A 16,539-nucleotide genomic window follows, 5' to 3' on the forward strand; every position below is an offset into this window, starting at 1 on the left:
CCAGACTATGTCCTCGTCTCATAAGTCTGTCATCCGTCCACTAACATCCGTCATCTATATTGAATTCATTCTAAAAATGTACATTCGTAGCCTTTTTAGAAATGAACAGTAAACAATCCTGGCTTATCACCGGCCTTATATTTGCCATCCTCTGGCCTTCGGCATCTACAGCAACTAAACTGGCGTTAACCGAAGCGCAACCTTTAGTTGTTGCGGTTTGCAGGTTTGGTATAGCAGCGGCAATTATGCTTTTTATTTCACATGTTATATTAAGGAAAAGGTTGCCTCAACGTAGCGAGTGGAAACAATTAGCGATTTACGGGTTGCTAAATATTAGTGTTTATTTAGGCATGTATGTCATCGCCATGAAAGAAGTAACCGCCAGCGTCGGCGCGCTAACGGTGGCTGCAAGTCCTGTTTTTATTAGCTTTTTATCATTTTTCCTGTTAAAGAAACCGATCAGCTTTCCCATATTACTGGCGCTGCTTGTTTGTATTTCCGGGTTTGTTGTTGTAGCCTGGCCATTGATTGGCGAAGCGGCTGTAACCGTAAGGGGGCTTACCTTACTAATTTTAAGTATGTTTTCCTATTCGGTTGGCACCATTTATTTTTCGTCAAAAAAATGGGAAGGTTTACATCTTCTTACCATTAATGGCTGGCAAACATTGTTAGGCGGCTTGTTCCTGCTTCCTTTTATGTTTATTACGTACAAAAAAGAGGCAAATCATTTTGATCATGATTTTTGGATTGGTACCACCTGGCTTGCCATACCTGTTTCGATCGTTGCCGTTTTGCTTTGGTTAAAACTTATTAAACAGGATGCCGTAAAAGCTGGCCTTTGGCTATTTCTGTGTCCCATATTCGGAATCCTTATCGCTGCAATACTTCTGAAAGATAAGGTAAGCGCCTACACAGTTGTAGGCGTGACGCTGGTTTTGACAGGCTTGGGCATAAGCCATTATGGTAAAAGGAAATTCAGGATGCCTTTTAGCCGTTATATTTTTCGTGATTAGTAAAGATGGTAGATGGTAGTAGATAGTGGAGTTGTTTAAACTTATTTTTTTACCACATAGATTCTGTGTTAAAAACCAAAGATTTTTTAATTAATTTCGAATTTTAGGCGGCTATGCGCCAGCCTGTGTAGGGAGCAATATTTATTTGCTTCCTACTCCTTTTTTCCATCTTCTGTATCATGTTCTCCAGTATTGTTGTTAAAATAGTTTTTATCATATTTTTCTTGCTTTTTATAGAGCGTGTACATTAGTTCTAGCAGCTTTCTTTGTATAGCTACTACAGCTTTCATTTTAATGCCGTGCCTGGCTACTAATCTTGCAAATATGGCTTTAAATCTTTCATCATGGCTTATTGCGCCCAACGCCGGCATGTGCAAAGATTTTCGCAAATACTTGTTGCCTCTTTTTGATATTTTGGGTTTTCCTTTTACCGAAGTACCCGATTGCTTTTCCTTTACATCTAAGCCCGCATAACTAGTCAGTTGTTTTTTATTCTTTATCAAATCAAAACCATTCGTTTCTGCCAGCACAGTTGAAGCGGTTAATAACCCCACTCCGGGAATGGAACATAATAAATCAACCGCAACTTTTATTTTTTCATTTGACTTTATCAATACATTGATCTCTTGAACCACTTCTGTTATTTGTTTATCGAAAAACGTGATCTGCTTTTTTAGCCTGCTTACGGTATTTTTAAGTGGTATCGCTTCTGCCTGTTCTGCATGAAGCTGATTCTTGGCTACAGTGCGTGCCTGCACTATCTGATCTCGTTCCCTTACCAACTGCCGCATTTGCTTAAATACAGGATCGGGAGGACTCCAGGGCTCTGATTTTCGCTCTAATCCGAACTGTGTAATAGCTTCGCTGGCTGTTTTGTCCGTAACCGTTTTGACTTCTAATGAGCGGGCATAGTTGCTGATTTTATTGGGTAACACAATGTTCACTTGCTGATTATTCAGATAAAGATGATACGCAAGCTTTTCATGATAAACACCCGTTGCTTCCATAAAAAATAGAACTTCAATAACTTCCTCTGACAACTTTTTTACCCAGCTTAATAAAGAATCGAATCCTTTTACATTGTTCACAAATGTTTTGTGGGCATACACTTGCGAGCTAAAATCATCGTACATACGGCCAAATGCCACTACCAATTCTTTCTGCGCTACATCAATACCGCAAACCTGTTTTACAATTTGTTTCATACCAATACTTTTGAAAATAAAAAAGTAAAGTGAAAAATCCCCCTTCGTTTTGTCTCCTGCTTGGATATTCTGGATACAAAGCTTTGCCCTGTTCCTTACATTCTGTTCAAACTCGAAGAGATAAAAAAGGATGAGGCTATATCTATGTGAGAGCATACTTAACGTTGCTTAGGTACATATTCGCTCTCATCCTTTTTCACTTTATAAACTCAAATCTATTGGTATCTTTAATCAAAATCTCAAAGAACTATTTTTATAAAAACAAACATAGGAGAAACATAGGTTTTTATGATAAGCAGGAAACATAAATACAACATAATCGTTCATTTTCCAGAGGCTATATTCCGCCTACGGCGGATACTCTATATCCTCAAATGAAGAAAGCGCTATGTTTCTATGTGTTTTATAAAAAGTCTAAACAAGTTCAGTAGTAAAAAGTAGAATAACATTCCTGTTAATCCAAATAATCCTAAAAATCAAGGTTCAGACATTATTGTCGTTTATGCAGGATGCCACATGTTATACATTTAAAACGAGCGTGGCAAGATCGATGCCATCTATTTATTGCCTGTTTAATAAAATTTGAAATCACCGTTTTGTGGAAGAGCCTTAATTTTACGGTTTACAATTCTATTATTTGGAAAACGGGAAAAGCATATATTTTTTATCAGACTTTCACTTGGGTGTTCCTTCTCATGAAGAGAGCCTTGTCAGGGAAAAATTGATCATTCGGTTTTTAAATGAAATTGAACCAACAGCCAGCGAAATTTTTATCGTTGGCGATATGTTTGATTTTTGGTACGAATACAAATATGTAGTTCCAAAAGGTTATGTACGATTGTTAGGTAAACTGGCAGAGCTTTCAGACAAAGGCATTCAACTGCATTTTTTTGTTGGCAATCATGATATGTGGATGAATGATTACATGCAGCAAGAGCTGAATATGAAAGTTTATTTTGAACCGCAGGAGTTTGAGTGGAACGGTAAAAAATTTTTAATCGGACATGGTGATGGGCTTGGACCAGGAGACAAAGGTTACAAACGATTAAAAAAGATATTTAGAAATCCGGTGTGTCAATGGGCATTTGGTATTTTACCTCCGCAAATTGGTGTGGGTGTTGCCAATTACATGAGTCGCAGAAGCCGAGCGAAAACAGGCAACACGGAAGAGGTTTTTTTGGGAGCAGACAAAGAGTGGCTGATACAATATTGCAAACAAAAACTTCAGGAAAAGAATTTTGATTTTTTTGTGTTTGGGCATAGACATTTACCTATTGATTTTCGTCTAACAACAAACAGCCGGTATATTAACCTGGGAGACTGGATCAGTTTTTATACTTATGCCGTTTTTGACGGCAACGATATACAATTGTTATCTTACAACAATAATGAACATAAAATTATTCGCAACTATTGAAAACTTTACTTAGCATATTCTTTTTTCTTTTTTGTGGCAGTTTACTTGACGCACAAGAGTTAATATTAAACCAAAAACTTAGAACAGTACCGGGTAAATATGTTTCTTTTTCGGTTGACAACCTGGATAATATTTATTTATTAAGCGCAACCAATCAGCTTAAAAAATTAAACGGCAACGGCGATTCGATTTCGGTGTTTAATGATATTAAAAAATATGGAGAAGCCACACTGGTAGACGTTTCTAACCCTGTTAAGATTTTATTATACTATAAAGGATTTTCTACAATTGCAGTGTTGGATGGCTTGCTGAACCTTAAAAACACCATTGACTTGCGAAGAAAGGGCATGTTCAATGTTACCGCCGTAGGTTTGTCATACGATGGAAAAATCTGGATGTATGATGACATGGATAATGTATTGAAAAAGCTGGATGATGAAGGAAATGTGATTTTTAAAACTGCTGATTTTCGTCAGTTGTTTGATAAGGCTTTAGCACCATCGAAGATTTTTGACCAAAACCAATACGTTTATCTTTACGATAGTTTACAAGGCATTTTTGTTTTTGATTATTATGGAACCTATAAAAATAAAATAGACATTACCCGCTGGAATCATTTGCGCATTGCCGATAAATATGTTTCTGGCGCAGCTAATGATAAATTATATCAGTACAATACGGCTTCCTTCAAATACGATATGTGGCCAGTTCCTGCTCAGTTTAAAAGTTACAGGCAATTATTTTTTAAAAATAATAAGTTGTATGCGTTGGGGGATGAGGGTTGGAGATATATGAGGTGCTTAGCAAGCAACTATTTTAATAATTTGGAAGAAACAAAATCGCAAATTACGATTTCATTTTTGTGACTTAAATAGGCGATAATATACTTTCTTTTGTATGTTACACATCTATAATTCAGGTGTTGCCATTTTTTAAATCTACAAGGTTTGTAAAGAATACGATCGTCGGACAGGGTTTTAAAGAAAGAGAACACTTCGTCAACAAATTTTTTTGCAGTTGCAGGCATTCCTTCAGATTCGATAAATAACGCAATTTCCGCTATCGTGTCTACCGCTGCATCTAATATTGAGACTTTTCTTTTGCCCATTTGTCAATAAGTTTGTGCGCTCTTTTCTTTCCCTCTGCTAACGATAGCTTTTTTGACTTCGGAACTTTTTGTGCAGCAATCAATTCAATCTTTTCATACGCTTCCTTTTCAATCACAACAAAGGTCTTTTTATCTAAAACTATTGTCTCCATTTTTTTCATAAAGTTACGCTTTATAGGCCAAAAGTAAAATCCTCGATTATTTATCAAACGGTTACATAATAAAGAGACAGCCCAAAAGTAACGACTTTGAACTGCCTCTTTGTAACTTATAAACTCTATTTCAAATCAAACCTGTCTAAATTCATCACTTTATTCCAGGCTGCTACAAAATCTTTTACAAATTTTTCTTTTGCATCTGCACTGGCATATACTTCAGCAATGGCTCTTAATTCAGCATTAGAACCGAATACTAAATCAGCGCGAGTCGCAGTCCATTTAGGTTGACCGGTAGAGCGGTCGTTGCCCAAATAGATTTCTCTGTCTTCGCCCATTGCCTTCCAGGCAGTATTCATATCCAGCAGATTTACAAAAAAGTCATTCGTAAGTTTTCCGGGTTGCTGCGTAAATACACCGTGTGCCGATCCGTCGAAATTGGCGCCTAATACACGCATGCCGCCTACAAGAACCGTTAGTTCGGGAGCGGTAAGCGTTAGCAATTGTGCCTTGTCAATTAATAATGCTTCAGTTAAAGCGTTAAATGTGACTTTACGGTAATTACGAAAACCGTCTGCAAGCGGCTCCATATAACTGAATGATTCCACATCGGTCTGTTCCTGTGATGCGTCAGTTCTGCCGGCTGTAAAAGGAACATTAATGTTATGCTCCGCATCCTTGGCAGCTTTTTCTACAGCCACACAGCCTGCAAGTACAATCAGATCTGCCAGCGAAACTTTTTTACCGTTTGCCTGCGCATCGTTAAAGTTCTTTTGTATGCTTTCTAATACACTCAATACTTTCTGTAAAGCCGCAGGGTTATTTACTTCCCAGTCTTTTTGAGGCGCCAGGCGAATACGTGCGCCATTAGCGCCGCCGCGCTTATCACCACCTCTAAAAGTTGATGCAGAAGCCCATGCAGTAGTAACTAATTGTGCAGTAGTTAACCCAGATGCTAAAACTTTTTCTTTTAAAGCTGCTACATCGCTATCGTTAATCAATTCATGATTTACCTCGGGGATAGGATCCTGCCATATTAATATTTCTTCAGGAACATCCGGGCCCAGATAACGCGCACGCGGTCCCATATCACGATGTGTTAATTTGAACCAGGCTCGTGAAAATGCGTCAGCGAATGCATCAGGATTTTCTAAAAACTTTCTTGATATTTTTTCATACGCCGGATCAAATCTTAAAGAAAGATCGGTCGTCAACATAGTTGGCAAATGCTTTTTAGAAGCGTCATAAGCATCAGGAATAATCGGTTCTGCATTTTTTGCTACCCATTGATGAGCGCCCGCCGGGCTTTTAGTTAATTCCCATTCGAAAGCGAAAAGATTTTCAAAAAAGTTATTGCTCCACTGCGTAGGTGTTGTTGTCCAGGTTACTTCAAGTCCGCTGGTAATTGTATCAGCACCGCTACCCTGGCCAAAACTATTGCTCCAGCCAAAGCCTTGTTGCTCAATTCCAGCTGCTTCGGGTTCTTTGCCAACATGCACATCTGCTGGCGCAGCGCCATGTGTTTTGCCAAACGTATGGCCTCCTGCAATCAATGCCACAGTTTCTTCATCGTCCATTGCCATGCGGCTAAATGTTTCGCGAATATCTTTTGCAGCTGCAATAGGATCAGGATTGCCATCCGGCCCCTCAGGGTTCACATATATCAAACCCATGTGTGCAGCAGCAAGCGGCTCTTCCAAATGACGGGAATGAGTTTTACCGCGTGCATCTTCATCTGAAGAAACAACACCGTGATCTTTTTCGGTACCTTTCACACCATTGGCATATCGATCTTCATTACCCAGCCATGTTTTTTCAGCACCCCAATATACATCTTCACTTGGTTCCCAAACATCTTCGCGCCCACCAGCAAAACCAAATGTTTTAAAACCCATTGACTCCAACGCGACATTGCCGGTAAGAATCAGAAGATCTGCCCATGAAATTTTGTTACCATATTTCTGTTTAATGGGCCACAATAATCTGCGTGCTTTATCAAGACTTACATTGTCGGGCCAGCTATTGAGCGGTGCAAATCGTTGCTGTCCTTGTCCGGCGCCACCGCGGCCATCATGTACACGGTAGGTTCCTGCGCTATGCCATGCCATGCGTATAAATAAACCACCGTAATGACCAAAGTCTGCCGGCCACCAATCTTGAGAATCTGTCATCAAAGCATGAAGATCTTTTTTACTGCTTCAAGGTCCAGGCTATTGAATGCTTCTGCATAATTAAAACCTTTATCCATCGGATCGGATAAAGATGAATGTTGGCGAAGCACATTTACTTTAAGCTGATTAGGCCACCAGTCGCGGTTTTTAGTGCCGCCGCCACCTGTATTTTGTTTCAGGCTTCCGTTATGAAAAGGGCATTTACTAATGTCGTTAGAATCTTTTTCCATTTTTATAGTTTTTGAGATGATATGAATGCTTAACATGCGATTAGTTGAACCGCTTTGACAAACTTATGATTTCTTCAATATAATTAAAATTGATTAAATCTATATTTCCATAGTTTAAAACTATGACCTGTTTAAACTTACTTTTTTACCACATTAGAAACATAGGTTTTATGATAAAAAAGGAAACATACAAACACATCAGCCTTCTTTTTATGTAAACAAAAAAGCCCTGGCATAAAATTGCCAGGGCCCTGTTATAAAAAATAAAATTTATTTCTGATTGAATACTTTCACTACTTCGGAATATGCTTTTTTGCCATCTTTATCTACTTGTGCTATTCGGATATAGAGCGGTTTATTGCCGCTTACATCTAAAGCGTCTCCTTTCTTATTACAAGAAACAAATGTAGCAGCGAAAACCATAAAGGATAATGCAGACAATCCTATTATCTTTCTATTCCGGCGTTTTGCCATTAAAGAACCTGCTAATAATATCAATGATCCAATGCCCATTAATGCGCTGGCACCAGCCGCCTCAATACTAAATTCATAGTTAAGCGGTTGCGAAGAATTACCATCAGTTGCTTGCGAAGCGACGGTTCCAATTTTGGTAAAGTTTTTACCATCGGCAGAAGCCTCAATTTCAAAATGATCGTTATTACTTTCGGTAAGTGTTTGCCAGTTGATGACCAATTGATCATTAGATATTTTGCCGGAGATGCGGCCAAAACCAACAGGTAAAGCACTTAGCGGACCCGTGGTGGAAGAAAGACAGCTAACATTTGTTTCGCCATTTATAAGATAAAGTGCAGGGTAAATCGGCCCATGAGCAACCGAAGCAGCATTTACAGCATTGCGATATGTTGTATTGAGTACATATCTGCCAAGCGAAGGGCGGTAAACCTTAACATTTAGAGATGCAGTACCATCAGGTTCAGGAATTAAAGTTGCGGTGATAATATCACCATCCTGGCCGTTATAATCTAATTGTGAGGTATTGATATTTTTTGTAACTCCTTCTGAGGTATTAACAGCCATATTTTGCCCTGTACCACCTGCAAATAAAATGTTAGCAAGCCACATTGTTTCATACTGAGTAGCAGTAGGGTTGGCAGCTTGTATTCTGCTGCCTCCATTATTTCCAGTAAAATCGGGGTTTGCCGTCCAGCCCAGTACCCAATTATTAGCGCCGCCCGAATTGGCTGTTTTGTAAGTTATGCTTATTTGAGAATAGTCAGTTGCAAGGTTGGCTCCTCCGCTTGTTTTTACAATAGCGTTAGCTGCCGTGCTGCCATTAGCGAGTCGGTTATTATTGGTTTTTAATGCATGACGAATATTGGTGCCGTCATCATATATATAGTAATTAGCGCCAGAAGCACCATTACGCTGTAACCAATCCGTGCTGCTGTTAATAGTTTGACAGGAAGGGGCTGCAAATGTACTAGGTGTATAAGTATCTGCTACAGCAGATAAGCAGGCAACATTTGATGCGCCGGTAGTCATATACAATACAGGATATATGTCTCCATTTGCAACTGATGCAGCGTTAACGGCTGCGTAATAAGTGGTATTAAATACATCGTACCCCACAGATGGGCGATACACTTTGACAGTCAAAGCGGCAGTCCCGTCAGGTTGAGGTATTAGGGTTGCAGTAATTACATCGCCGTCTGCTGCTGTATATCCATAATCTGCTGTGCTTATTGTTTTTGTTGCACCTTGTGCCGTATTGATGGCCATAGTTGTTCCTGCGCTACCGCCAAGTAAGATGTTAGCAAGCCACTGTGTTTGATACTGGGTAGCAGTAGGATTGGCTGCCTGAATTCTGCTGGTACTGCCAGCTCCAATAAATTCAGGATTTGCGCTCCACCCAATCATCCAGTTGTTAGCTCCGGTTGTGTTAGCAGCCTTATAAGTTATTGTTATTTGAGAGTATTCGGTATTTAAATCAGCACCGGCTGTCTCCTTTACCACTGTATTGGCAGCGTTACTTCCGTTGGCAAGTCTGTTATTGTCAGCTTTCAGCGCATGCCTGATATTAGTTCCATCGTCGTAAATATAATAATTAGCACCTGAGGCACCGTTGTGTTGTATCCAATCTGTGCTTCCGTTTATAGGGTCACATTGTGCTGTGGCATCTTGGTTAAACATTAGCAGACAAACACTTAATAAAAAAACATTAAGCACTAAAAGTTTTGTTTTTGGGAAGAAATAAGAGTAGTACTTTGAAACCATGTTAAGAATTTTAAGTAAGTATAGGGATAGTCTTAAAAAGCACATCACCTGCGTCTATAATGATGTATGCTTGACTAAAAAATAAGACACTTCTCCAAGAATATTTAAAAACGGGTGCTTAAACATTTTTCTCAATAAATGCACAGGAAGTAAAATATCTGTTTTTTAATTTTTTATTATTTTTTCGGTGACATCTGTGAGAAGTATATCTAATCGGTTTAAGCATTTCCTGCAAAAGGGTTACGTACATATTTACTGCAAAGTACTTGAACAAAGGAGTCGGATTTATTTTATTTGATAAGTTGGCTATTTTTTTCGACGAAACGCCGAATTAGGAAGTTTAATTAGATTCAAAACAAAGGGAAGCTACATTTCTACTGGCAAAAACAGCATCCATGGCAAGGAGTGAAACAAATTTTAGATTGTGTCTATAGTGCTAAATACTGTGTGGAGTAAAAGAAAAAATTAAATTATACTTTTATTGAAAAGGGATTGTTTAATGACAGGAAATTAACAAGACAATGCATAATATGGAACATTGCCGCCTGTTACATCTTTCAATTGTCCAAAATCAAGATTTCGAATTAAGCTCTATGTGAACCCATAAGCGTATCTTTTAATTCGTGTGCAATTTCATGCCCTTCTTTCGCTTTTGTTTTGACAACCTTAAGAAAATATAATTAACCTTTAAAGCAACCCCAAAAAAGCCCCGGCATAAAATTGCCGGGGCTTCTGTTATGAAGAAACAAAATTTATTCTGGTTGAATACTATTTATTTCTGGTTGAATACTTTTACTACTTCAGAATATGCTTTTTTGCCATCTTTATCTACTTGTGCTATTCGGATATAGAGCGGTTTATTGCCGCTTACATCTAAAGCGTCTCCTTTCTTATTACAAGAAACAAATGTAGCAGCGAAAACCATAAAGGATAATGCAGACAATCCTATTACCTTTCTGTTCCGGCGTTTTGCCATTAATGAACCTGCTAATAATATCAATGATCCAATGCCCATTAATGCGCTGGCACCAGCCGCCTCAATACTAAATTCATAGTTAAGTGGCTGCGACGAATTTCCATCGGTTGCCTGCGAAGCAAGGGTTCCAATTTTGGTAAAGTTTTTACCGTCGGTAGAAGCCTCAATTTCAAAATGGTCATTATTACTTTCTGTAAGGGTTTGCCAGTTGATAAGTAACTGATTATTGGAAAGCTTGCCGGTGATTGTGCCAAAACCAACAGGCAAAGCTACAGCTGCGCTTGCAGAGAGACAGCTTAGGTTTACGGCACCATATTCGGGCTGAAGTGCGGGGTAAAAATCACCAGCATCAACGGTATTCGCATTTACCGCGCTATAGAAAGTTTTCTCAGCAATGTAGCCATTAGACGAGGGGCGATACACTTTCACGTTTAAAGCGGCACTTCCATCTGGTTGAGGAATCAAAGTTCCTGTTATTATATCTCCGTCGCTTACTACAACACGTGCATTAGCTCCCATAGAACCCATTAATCCCGACGCGGTTCTGATATCAAGATTATTGTTGCCATTAATGTTTATTACGGTAACCCAATTAGCTTCCAGTTCTGCGGGTGTGGGATTAGCTGATGTAACCCTGGCGTTAACACCTCCGCCACTAAACGCACTATTAGCGCTCCATCCCATAGTTGTAGGATCTCCTAAAGCAGTACCTGTTCGGTAAGTAATTGATATTGTTGATTGTTCTGTATTTAAATCAGCTCCTGCTGTTGCTTTTACGATAGTATTAAACTGAACCTGTGTTGCATTCGCTATCCTGGCATTAGTGGTAGCATTTGCCAGGCGAATATATGTGCCGTCATCATAGATATAGGAATTAGCAGTTGTGCCCCCTGTATTGTGTTGTGTCCAGTCGGTGCTACCGTTAATAGACTCACAAGTTGCTGGTGTGGCGCTGGGAATATTTGTAGCGGTAGTGGCTGAAAGACAACTTAAATTTACGGCACCGTATTCAGGTTGAAGCACAGGATAGAACTCACCAGCATCAACGGTATTAATGTTGACCGCATTATAAAAGGTTTCGTTACCTATATAACTATTTGATGAAGGGCGATACACTTTCACGTTTAAAGCGGCACTTCCGTCTAGTTGAGGAATCAATGTGCCTGTTATTATATCTCCGTCTGCTACAACCACAGATGATGCCTCTAGATTACCTTGCAACGCACCCATTAATCCCGACGCAGTTCTGACATCAATGTTATTATTGCCATTAATGTTTATTACAGAAACCCAATTAGCTTCCAGCTCAGCTGGTGTGGGGTTAGTTGATGTAACCCTGGCATTAACACCTCCGCCACTAAACGCACTATTGGCGCTCCACCCTATAGTTGTAGGGTCGCCTGCGGCGTTACCTGTTCTGTAGGTTATTGATATGGTTGATTGTTCTGTATTTAAATCAGCGCCTGCAGTAGCTTTTACGATAGTATTAAACTGAACCTGTGTTGCATTGGCTATTCTGGCATTGGTGGTAGTGTTCGCCAGGCGAATATATGTGCCGTCGTCATAAACATAGGAATTAGCAGCTGTACCACCTGTATTGTGTTGTATCCAGTCGGTGCTACCGTTAATAGATTCACATTGAGCAACTGTATTTAGACTAAACACCAGCAAGCAAATACTTAAAAGTAGAATACTAAACGTTAAAAATTTTACTTTTCGCATAAAGGAATAGCAATGAGGACTCATGATTAAAAAATTTGAGGGTTTAAAAGGCTTTTTATTAAGCACGCGGGCTAACGGTGTGCCTGTTTTCATAATAACTTTAACGAAAATAAGACAAGTGCCTTAAAATATGTTAAAGCAAGCTGGAAAATTTAGGTAGATATATATAAGGATAATTAAGCTACGGCTTTCTTTTCGATCTGTGCTTGTATATAATTGTAAAAATCCTGAAAGGTTACTAACGGCAAGAAATCGCCGGGTTGTACTTTAAAATGAAAATTGCTTTCCAGGGCTACAACAAGGTCAATATAATCCAGGCTGTCAAGATCCAGCACTTCTTTTAAGCTGGCTTCCGGTGTTATTAATGAAGCATCAGCCTCAAATTCTTCGATTAAAAATGAGTTAGTTTTCTCTATAATTTCCTGCATTGTCATAGTTGCCACTTTTTTGCCTGATTGTATCTTATCTCAACCCGGCAGCATTCCCCTTATAAAATTTAAAATTTTATGAGAATCGTTTTACAATTAGGGTAGAATTGGTTCCCCCGAATCCGAAAGAATTGGACAAAAATACGTTTATATTTTTTCTGTGGTACTTTTTATGATGTTGAGATGTTGCGTATCCTCGTCAGGATTCTGATAATTAATGTTTGGCGCTATAAAATTATTTTGCATCATTAATGAGGAATAAACGATCTCACTGGCTCCAGCCATCCAGCACTCGTGACCGGTCATTGATTTTGTGGAACTTACAGGTGTGTGACAATTTTTAAATACTTCGTCAATGGCTTTCGCTTCGCTGGCATCGCCTGCTAAAGTGCTTGTGGCATGCGCATTTATGTAATCTATTTCTTCTGGTTGTAAACCGGCATCGTTTAACGCCATTTTTAAAGATTTTGCGGGACCGGCAATAGTTGGATTGCTGATATGTTCTCCGTTAGAAGAAAAGCCATAGCCAATTATTTCACCTATAATATTAGCACCTCGCTTTTGCGCGCTTTCTAAACTTTCAATAATAACCGTTGCTGCACCGCCACTGGGAATTAATCCATCCCTGTCTTTGTCGAAAGGGCGACTGGCTTTTTCCGGCTCGCTTTCGTTTACAGAGAACGCGCCGAGCGCGTCAAATGTCCCCATTGATAAATGATTGATCTCTTGGGCGCCTCCAGCAATAATGCAATGCTGTAACCCCATTTTTATCAAAACATAAGCCAGGCCAATGGCGTGCGAACCACTGGCACAGGCAGCACTTACCGTAAGATTAATTCCCTTTAGTTTAAAAATGGTAGCCAGGTTCATGGTAACGGTTGAGTTCAGGGTTTGAAAAACGGCAGCAGAACCAACAAGCATGGTATCTTTCTTTTCCCTTATCAGGTCAGTAGATTCGATAACAGCCTTTGCCGAACTATCGTTTCCATATAAAATGCCCGGTTGCGTTTCTGCGATAAATGCTTCATCAATGCCAGCATTTTTCATTGCTTCAACAGTTGCTACGTATGCATATTCTCCTTCTTCAGGAAGCATAATTCGAGAACGCCTGTCTAGCAAACCTTTTAAAGAAGGGCGCTCTACCCAGCCGGTTAAAGCTGAACGATAGCCAAACTCTTTACGTACCGGATCGAAAATAATCCCCGATTTGCCAGCTTTTAATGATGCTGTCACCTCCTGTAGATTTTTGCCGATGCAGGAATAAATGCCCATGCCTGTTATGACTACTCTGTTCATAGTTACAAAAGTAATATGAATTACTATTTGAGCGGAAGTATGACATATAAAATAAATTTTTCAACTTTGGTTGCACGATGCCAAGTGCACCACAAATGAACGGAGCGTCGCAAGATTGATGCTATTTGTTCTTCTGCTGATATCAATATTATTTTCAATTTTCCTGTTTATTCCCATTCCCTTAATTTTGCACATGGCAACAAGAAATATTCCTGCAGCAACTGCAAATCCCCCTAAAATTTCATTAGAAGGTTTAACGTTTGATGACGTATTATTGATTCCGCTTACAGCGAGATTTTACCAAGAGACGTTGATATACGTACTAAACTCACAAAAGATATTACGTTAAATACGCCCATTTTATCGGCAGCGATGGACACGGTGACAGAAGCCGCTTTGGCTACAGCTATTGCGCGTGAAGGAGGCTTAGGCATTCTACATAAAAACATGAGCATTGAGCAACAGGCTGCTCATGTACGCAAAGTGAAAAGAAGTGAAAGTGGGTTAATATTAGATCCGGTTACGTTATTGGAAGATGCAACTATTGGCGATGCCTTAAAGTTGATGAAAGAAAATAAAATTGGTGGTATTCCTATTGTTGATGCTAATAAAAAACTAAAAGGCATTCTTACTAATCGCGACTTGCGCTTTGAGCATGATCCAGCCAGAAAGGTACAAGAAGTGATGACCAGCGAAAACCTGGTTACTGCACCGGCAGGTACTGATCTTAAAAAAGCGGAAACCATCTTGCGCCAGCATAAAATTGAAAAACTTCCTGTAGTTGATAAAAAGGGAACCTTGGTTGGGCTGATCACTTATCGCGATATTTTACAGGTAACCAGCTTTCCCAATGCCATTAAAGATTCTTTTGGTCGTTTATTGGTAGGAGCAGGTATTGGTATTACCGCCGATGTGCTGGATCGTATTAGTGCTTTGCAATATGTGGGTGTAGACTTAGTAGTGTTGGACAGCGCTCACGGACATACAAAAGGCGTAATTGATGCGCTTAAAAAAGTAAAAAAGAATTTCAAAAAATTAAACGTTATAGCTGGCAATGTGGGTACTGCCGCTGGTGCGTTAGCGCTGGCAGAAGCTGGTGCAGATGCAGTAAAAGTTGGTATTGGTCCGGGTTCTATTTGTACCACACGTATTGTTGCTGCTGCAGGAATGCCACAATTGTCGGCCATTATGGAAGCAGCCAAAAGCCTTTCTAAAAAAGGTATTCCGTTGATCGCTGATGGCGGTATTCGCTACACTGGCGATATGGTAAAAGCGTTGGCCGCTGGCGCTGATTGTGTGATGATGGGAAGCGTATTTGCCGGAACAGAAGAAAGCCCCGGAGAAACGATCATTTTTGAAGGCCGTAAGTTTAAGGCTTATCGTGGAATGGGTTCTTTAGGTGCAATGGCTACCGGAAGCAGCGACCGTTATTTCCAGGATCCCGAAGATGATGTAAAGAAATTTGTACCGGAAGGCATTGAAGGGCGCGTAGCTTATAAAGGTTCTTTAAAAGAAGTTATCTATCAATACGTTGGCGGACTTCGTGCAGGAATGGGATATTGCGGTGCTAATAGCATTGCTGATTTAAAGAAAGCACAATTTGTACGTATTACTAATGCGGGCATGAACGAAAGCCATCCGCATGATGTGGTGGTAACAAGAGAAGCGCCTAATTATAGCAGGAAGTAAGTTTTAAGAAGTTGACAGATGATAGATGACGGTTTTAAGGCTGTCATCTGTCAACTTTTTTAATTAAAAAACTTAGATAATAAAAGAATAGCTTTTGTCACAAAATGGCTGTCCTAAATATTCTTCCCCAGTGCTATTTTTACGGTCTCTTTCTTAGTTTTCGAGATGGGTATTTTTTCTCCGTCCTGCATTAATAAAAATCCACCATCGCTTTTTTGTAGGCTTTTCACAAATGCTGGATTGATTAAATGGGTTTGATGCGTGCGTAAAAAACCATGCGGTGTTAGTAATTCTTCAAACTCTTTAAGTGGTTTTGAAACCAGGATTTTTTCTTTATTATCTAGATAAAACCAGGTATAAGTGTTATTGGCTTCACAACGAACTATTGAATTTATTTCGATATAACGAATCTCATTTTGCTGTGGCAAAGCAATTTTGGAAGGCGATCTCGCTCCTTGCCTCACGTATTCTATCAAGAAATCAAGCCGTGTATTTGCTTTTTTATTATTGATTTTTTGGGAAGCTTTTTCAACCGCTGCTATTAATTCATGGGTGTCAATGGGCTTTAGAATATAATCCAGTGCTGCAAATTTTACTGCCTGTATACCATAATGGTCATAAGCTGTAACAAAAATGACTTCAAAATCTCTTTGGGGTAATTGTTTTAGCAGCTCAAATCCGGTTTCATTACCTAATTGAATGTCAAGGAAAATAATATCCGGTTTGGCGCTGTTTATCCGTGGTAAAGCATCTTGAATATTATCTGCGGTAGCTACTATTTTTATATCAGAGCAATGCCTTTGCAATAAATGCTTCAGGTTTTCAATATTATGTTGCTCATCGTCTACAATAATCGCATTCATAAATTTTTTAATTGTGATATGCAAAAAATAA

At 39.3% G+C, this 16,539-nt stretch carries 14 protein-coding genes; 4 read left to right on the forward strand and 10 right to left on the reverse strand.

All coding sequences use genetic code 11. From position 1 onward, the window contains the following. Positions 1-101: 101 nt before the first annotated feature. Positions 102-1,013 carry a DMT family transporter gene (locus tag MKP09_RS20535; protein WP_240832146.1) on the forward strand — a complete coding sequence of 304 codons (912 nt, stop codon included), beginning with the start codon at positions 102-104 and terminating at the stop codon, positions 1,011-1,013. A 152-nt stretch (positions 1,014-1,165) separates the two neighbouring features. On the opposite strand, the gene MKP09_RS20540 is transcribed toward MKP09_RS20535, so the two are convergent. Beyond that, positions 1,166-2,218, reverse strand: a complete 1,053-nt coding sequence (locus tag MKP09_RS20540; RefSeq protein WP_240831630.1) for an IS110 family RNA-guided transposase — start codon at positions 2,216-2,218, stop codon at positions 1,166-1,168. Between the two features lie 637 nt (positions 2,219-2,855). On the opposite strand from MKP09_RS20540, the gene MKP09_RS20545 reads away from it, so the two are divergent. Both MKP09_RS20545 and MKP09_RS20550 read left to right on the forward strand, forming a co-directional pair. After that, positions 2,856-3,635: a UDP-2,3-diacylglucosamine diphosphatase gene (locus tag MKP09_RS20545; protein ID WP_240832147.1), complete on the forward strand. Its 780-nt coding sequence runs from the start codon at positions 2,856-2,858 to the stop codon at positions 3,633-3,635. Beyond that, a complete protein-coding gene (locus tag MKP09_RS20550; protein WP_240832148.1) occupies positions 3,632-4,501 on the forward strand; it encodes a hypothetical protein in 870 nt (289 codons plus the stop codon). The genes MKP09_RS20545 and MKP09_RS20550 overlap by 4 nt, the downstream gene beginning before the upstream one ends. Here MKP09_RS20550 and MKP09_RS28410 read toward each other — a convergent pair. From MKP09_RS28410 to MKP09_RS20580, 8 genes are all read right to left on the reverse strand, one after another. Further along, the gene (locus tag MKP09_RS28410) at positions 4,447-4,743 is read right to left on the reverse strand and encodes a type II toxin-antitoxin system RelE/ParE family toxin (protein ID WP_394801110.1); all 297 of its coding nucleotides are present in this window, start codon (positions 4,741-4,743) and stop codon (positions 4,447-4,449) included. The two genes, MKP09_RS20550 and MKP09_RS28410, sit on opposite strands and share 55 nt — an antisense overlap. Further along, entirely contained in the window at positions 4,716-4,895 is a 180-nt protein-coding gene (locus MKP09_RS20555) for a hypothetical protein (protein ID WP_240832149.1), read from the reverse strand. Before MKP09_RS20555 ends, MKP09_RS28410 begins: the two co-directional genes overlap by 28 nt. A gap of 125 nt (positions 4,896-5,020) precedes the next feature. After that, on the reverse strand, positions 5,021-7,069 hold the full coding sequence (gene katG / locus MKP09_RS20560) for a catalase/peroxidase HPI (RefSeq protein ID WP_317235414.1): 2,049 nt from the start codon (positions 7,067-7,069) through the stop codon (positions 5,021-5,023). After that, positions 7,069-7,299 carry a hypothetical protein gene (locus MKP09_RS27585; protein WP_317235415.1) on the reverse strand — a complete coding sequence of 77 codons (231 nt, stop codon included), beginning with the start codon at positions 7,297-7,299 and terminating at the stop codon, positions 7,069-7,071. The genes katG and MKP09_RS27585 overlap by 1 nt, the downstream gene beginning before the upstream one ends. Before the next feature lie 270 nt (positions 7,300-7,569). After that, a complete protein-coding gene (locus MKP09_RS20565) occupies positions 7,570-9,486 on the reverse strand; it encodes an autotransporter outer membrane beta-barrel domain-containing protein (RefSeq protein WP_240832150.1) in 1,917 nt (638 codons plus the stop codon). Between the two features lie 820 nt (positions 9,487-10,306). Continuing rightward, on the reverse strand, positions 10,307-12,325 hold the full coding sequence (locus MKP09_RS20570) for a hypothetical protein (protein WP_240832151.1): 2,019 nt from the start codon (positions 12,323-12,325) through the stop codon (positions 10,307-10,309). 83 nt (positions 12,326-12,408) lie between these two features. Next, on the reverse strand, positions 12,409-12,660 hold the full coding sequence (locus tag MKP09_RS20575) for a phosphopantetheine-binding protein (RefSeq protein ID WP_240832152.1): 252 nt from the start codon (positions 12,658-12,660) through the stop codon (positions 12,409-12,411). A 147-nt stretch (positions 12,661-12,807) separates the two neighbouring features. Further along, a complete protein-coding gene (locus tag MKP09_RS20580; RefSeq protein WP_240832153.1) occupies positions 12,808-13,956 on the reverse strand; it encodes a beta-ketoacyl-[acyl-carrier-protein] synthase family protein in 1,149 nt (382 codons plus the stop codon). Positions 13,957-14,295: 339 nt separating this feature from the next. Here MKP09_RS20580 and guaB point away from each other — a divergent pair, with 339 nt between their 5' ends. Continuing rightward, entirely contained in the window at positions 14,296-15,645 is a 1,350-nt protein-coding gene (guaB, locus tag MKP09_RS20585) for an IMP dehydrogenase (protein WP_317235461.1), read from the forward strand. Positions 15,646-15,758: 113 nt separating this feature from the next. Here the strand turns inward: guaB and MKP09_RS20590 are convergent, their stop codons facing one another. Further along, positions 15,759-16,508: a LytR/AlgR family response regulator transcription factor gene (locus tag MKP09_RS20590; protein WP_240832154.1), complete on the reverse strand. Its 750-nt coding sequence runs from the start codon at positions 16,506-16,508 to the stop codon at positions 15,759-15,761. Positions 16,509-16,539 lie beyond the last annotated feature (31 nt).

It is taken from the genome of Paraniabella ginsengisoli (assembly GCF_022513635.1).
GTDB classification, from domain to species: domain Bacteria; phylum Bacteroidota; class Bacteroidia; order Chitinophagales; family Chitinophagaceae; genus Niabella; species Niabella ginsengisoli.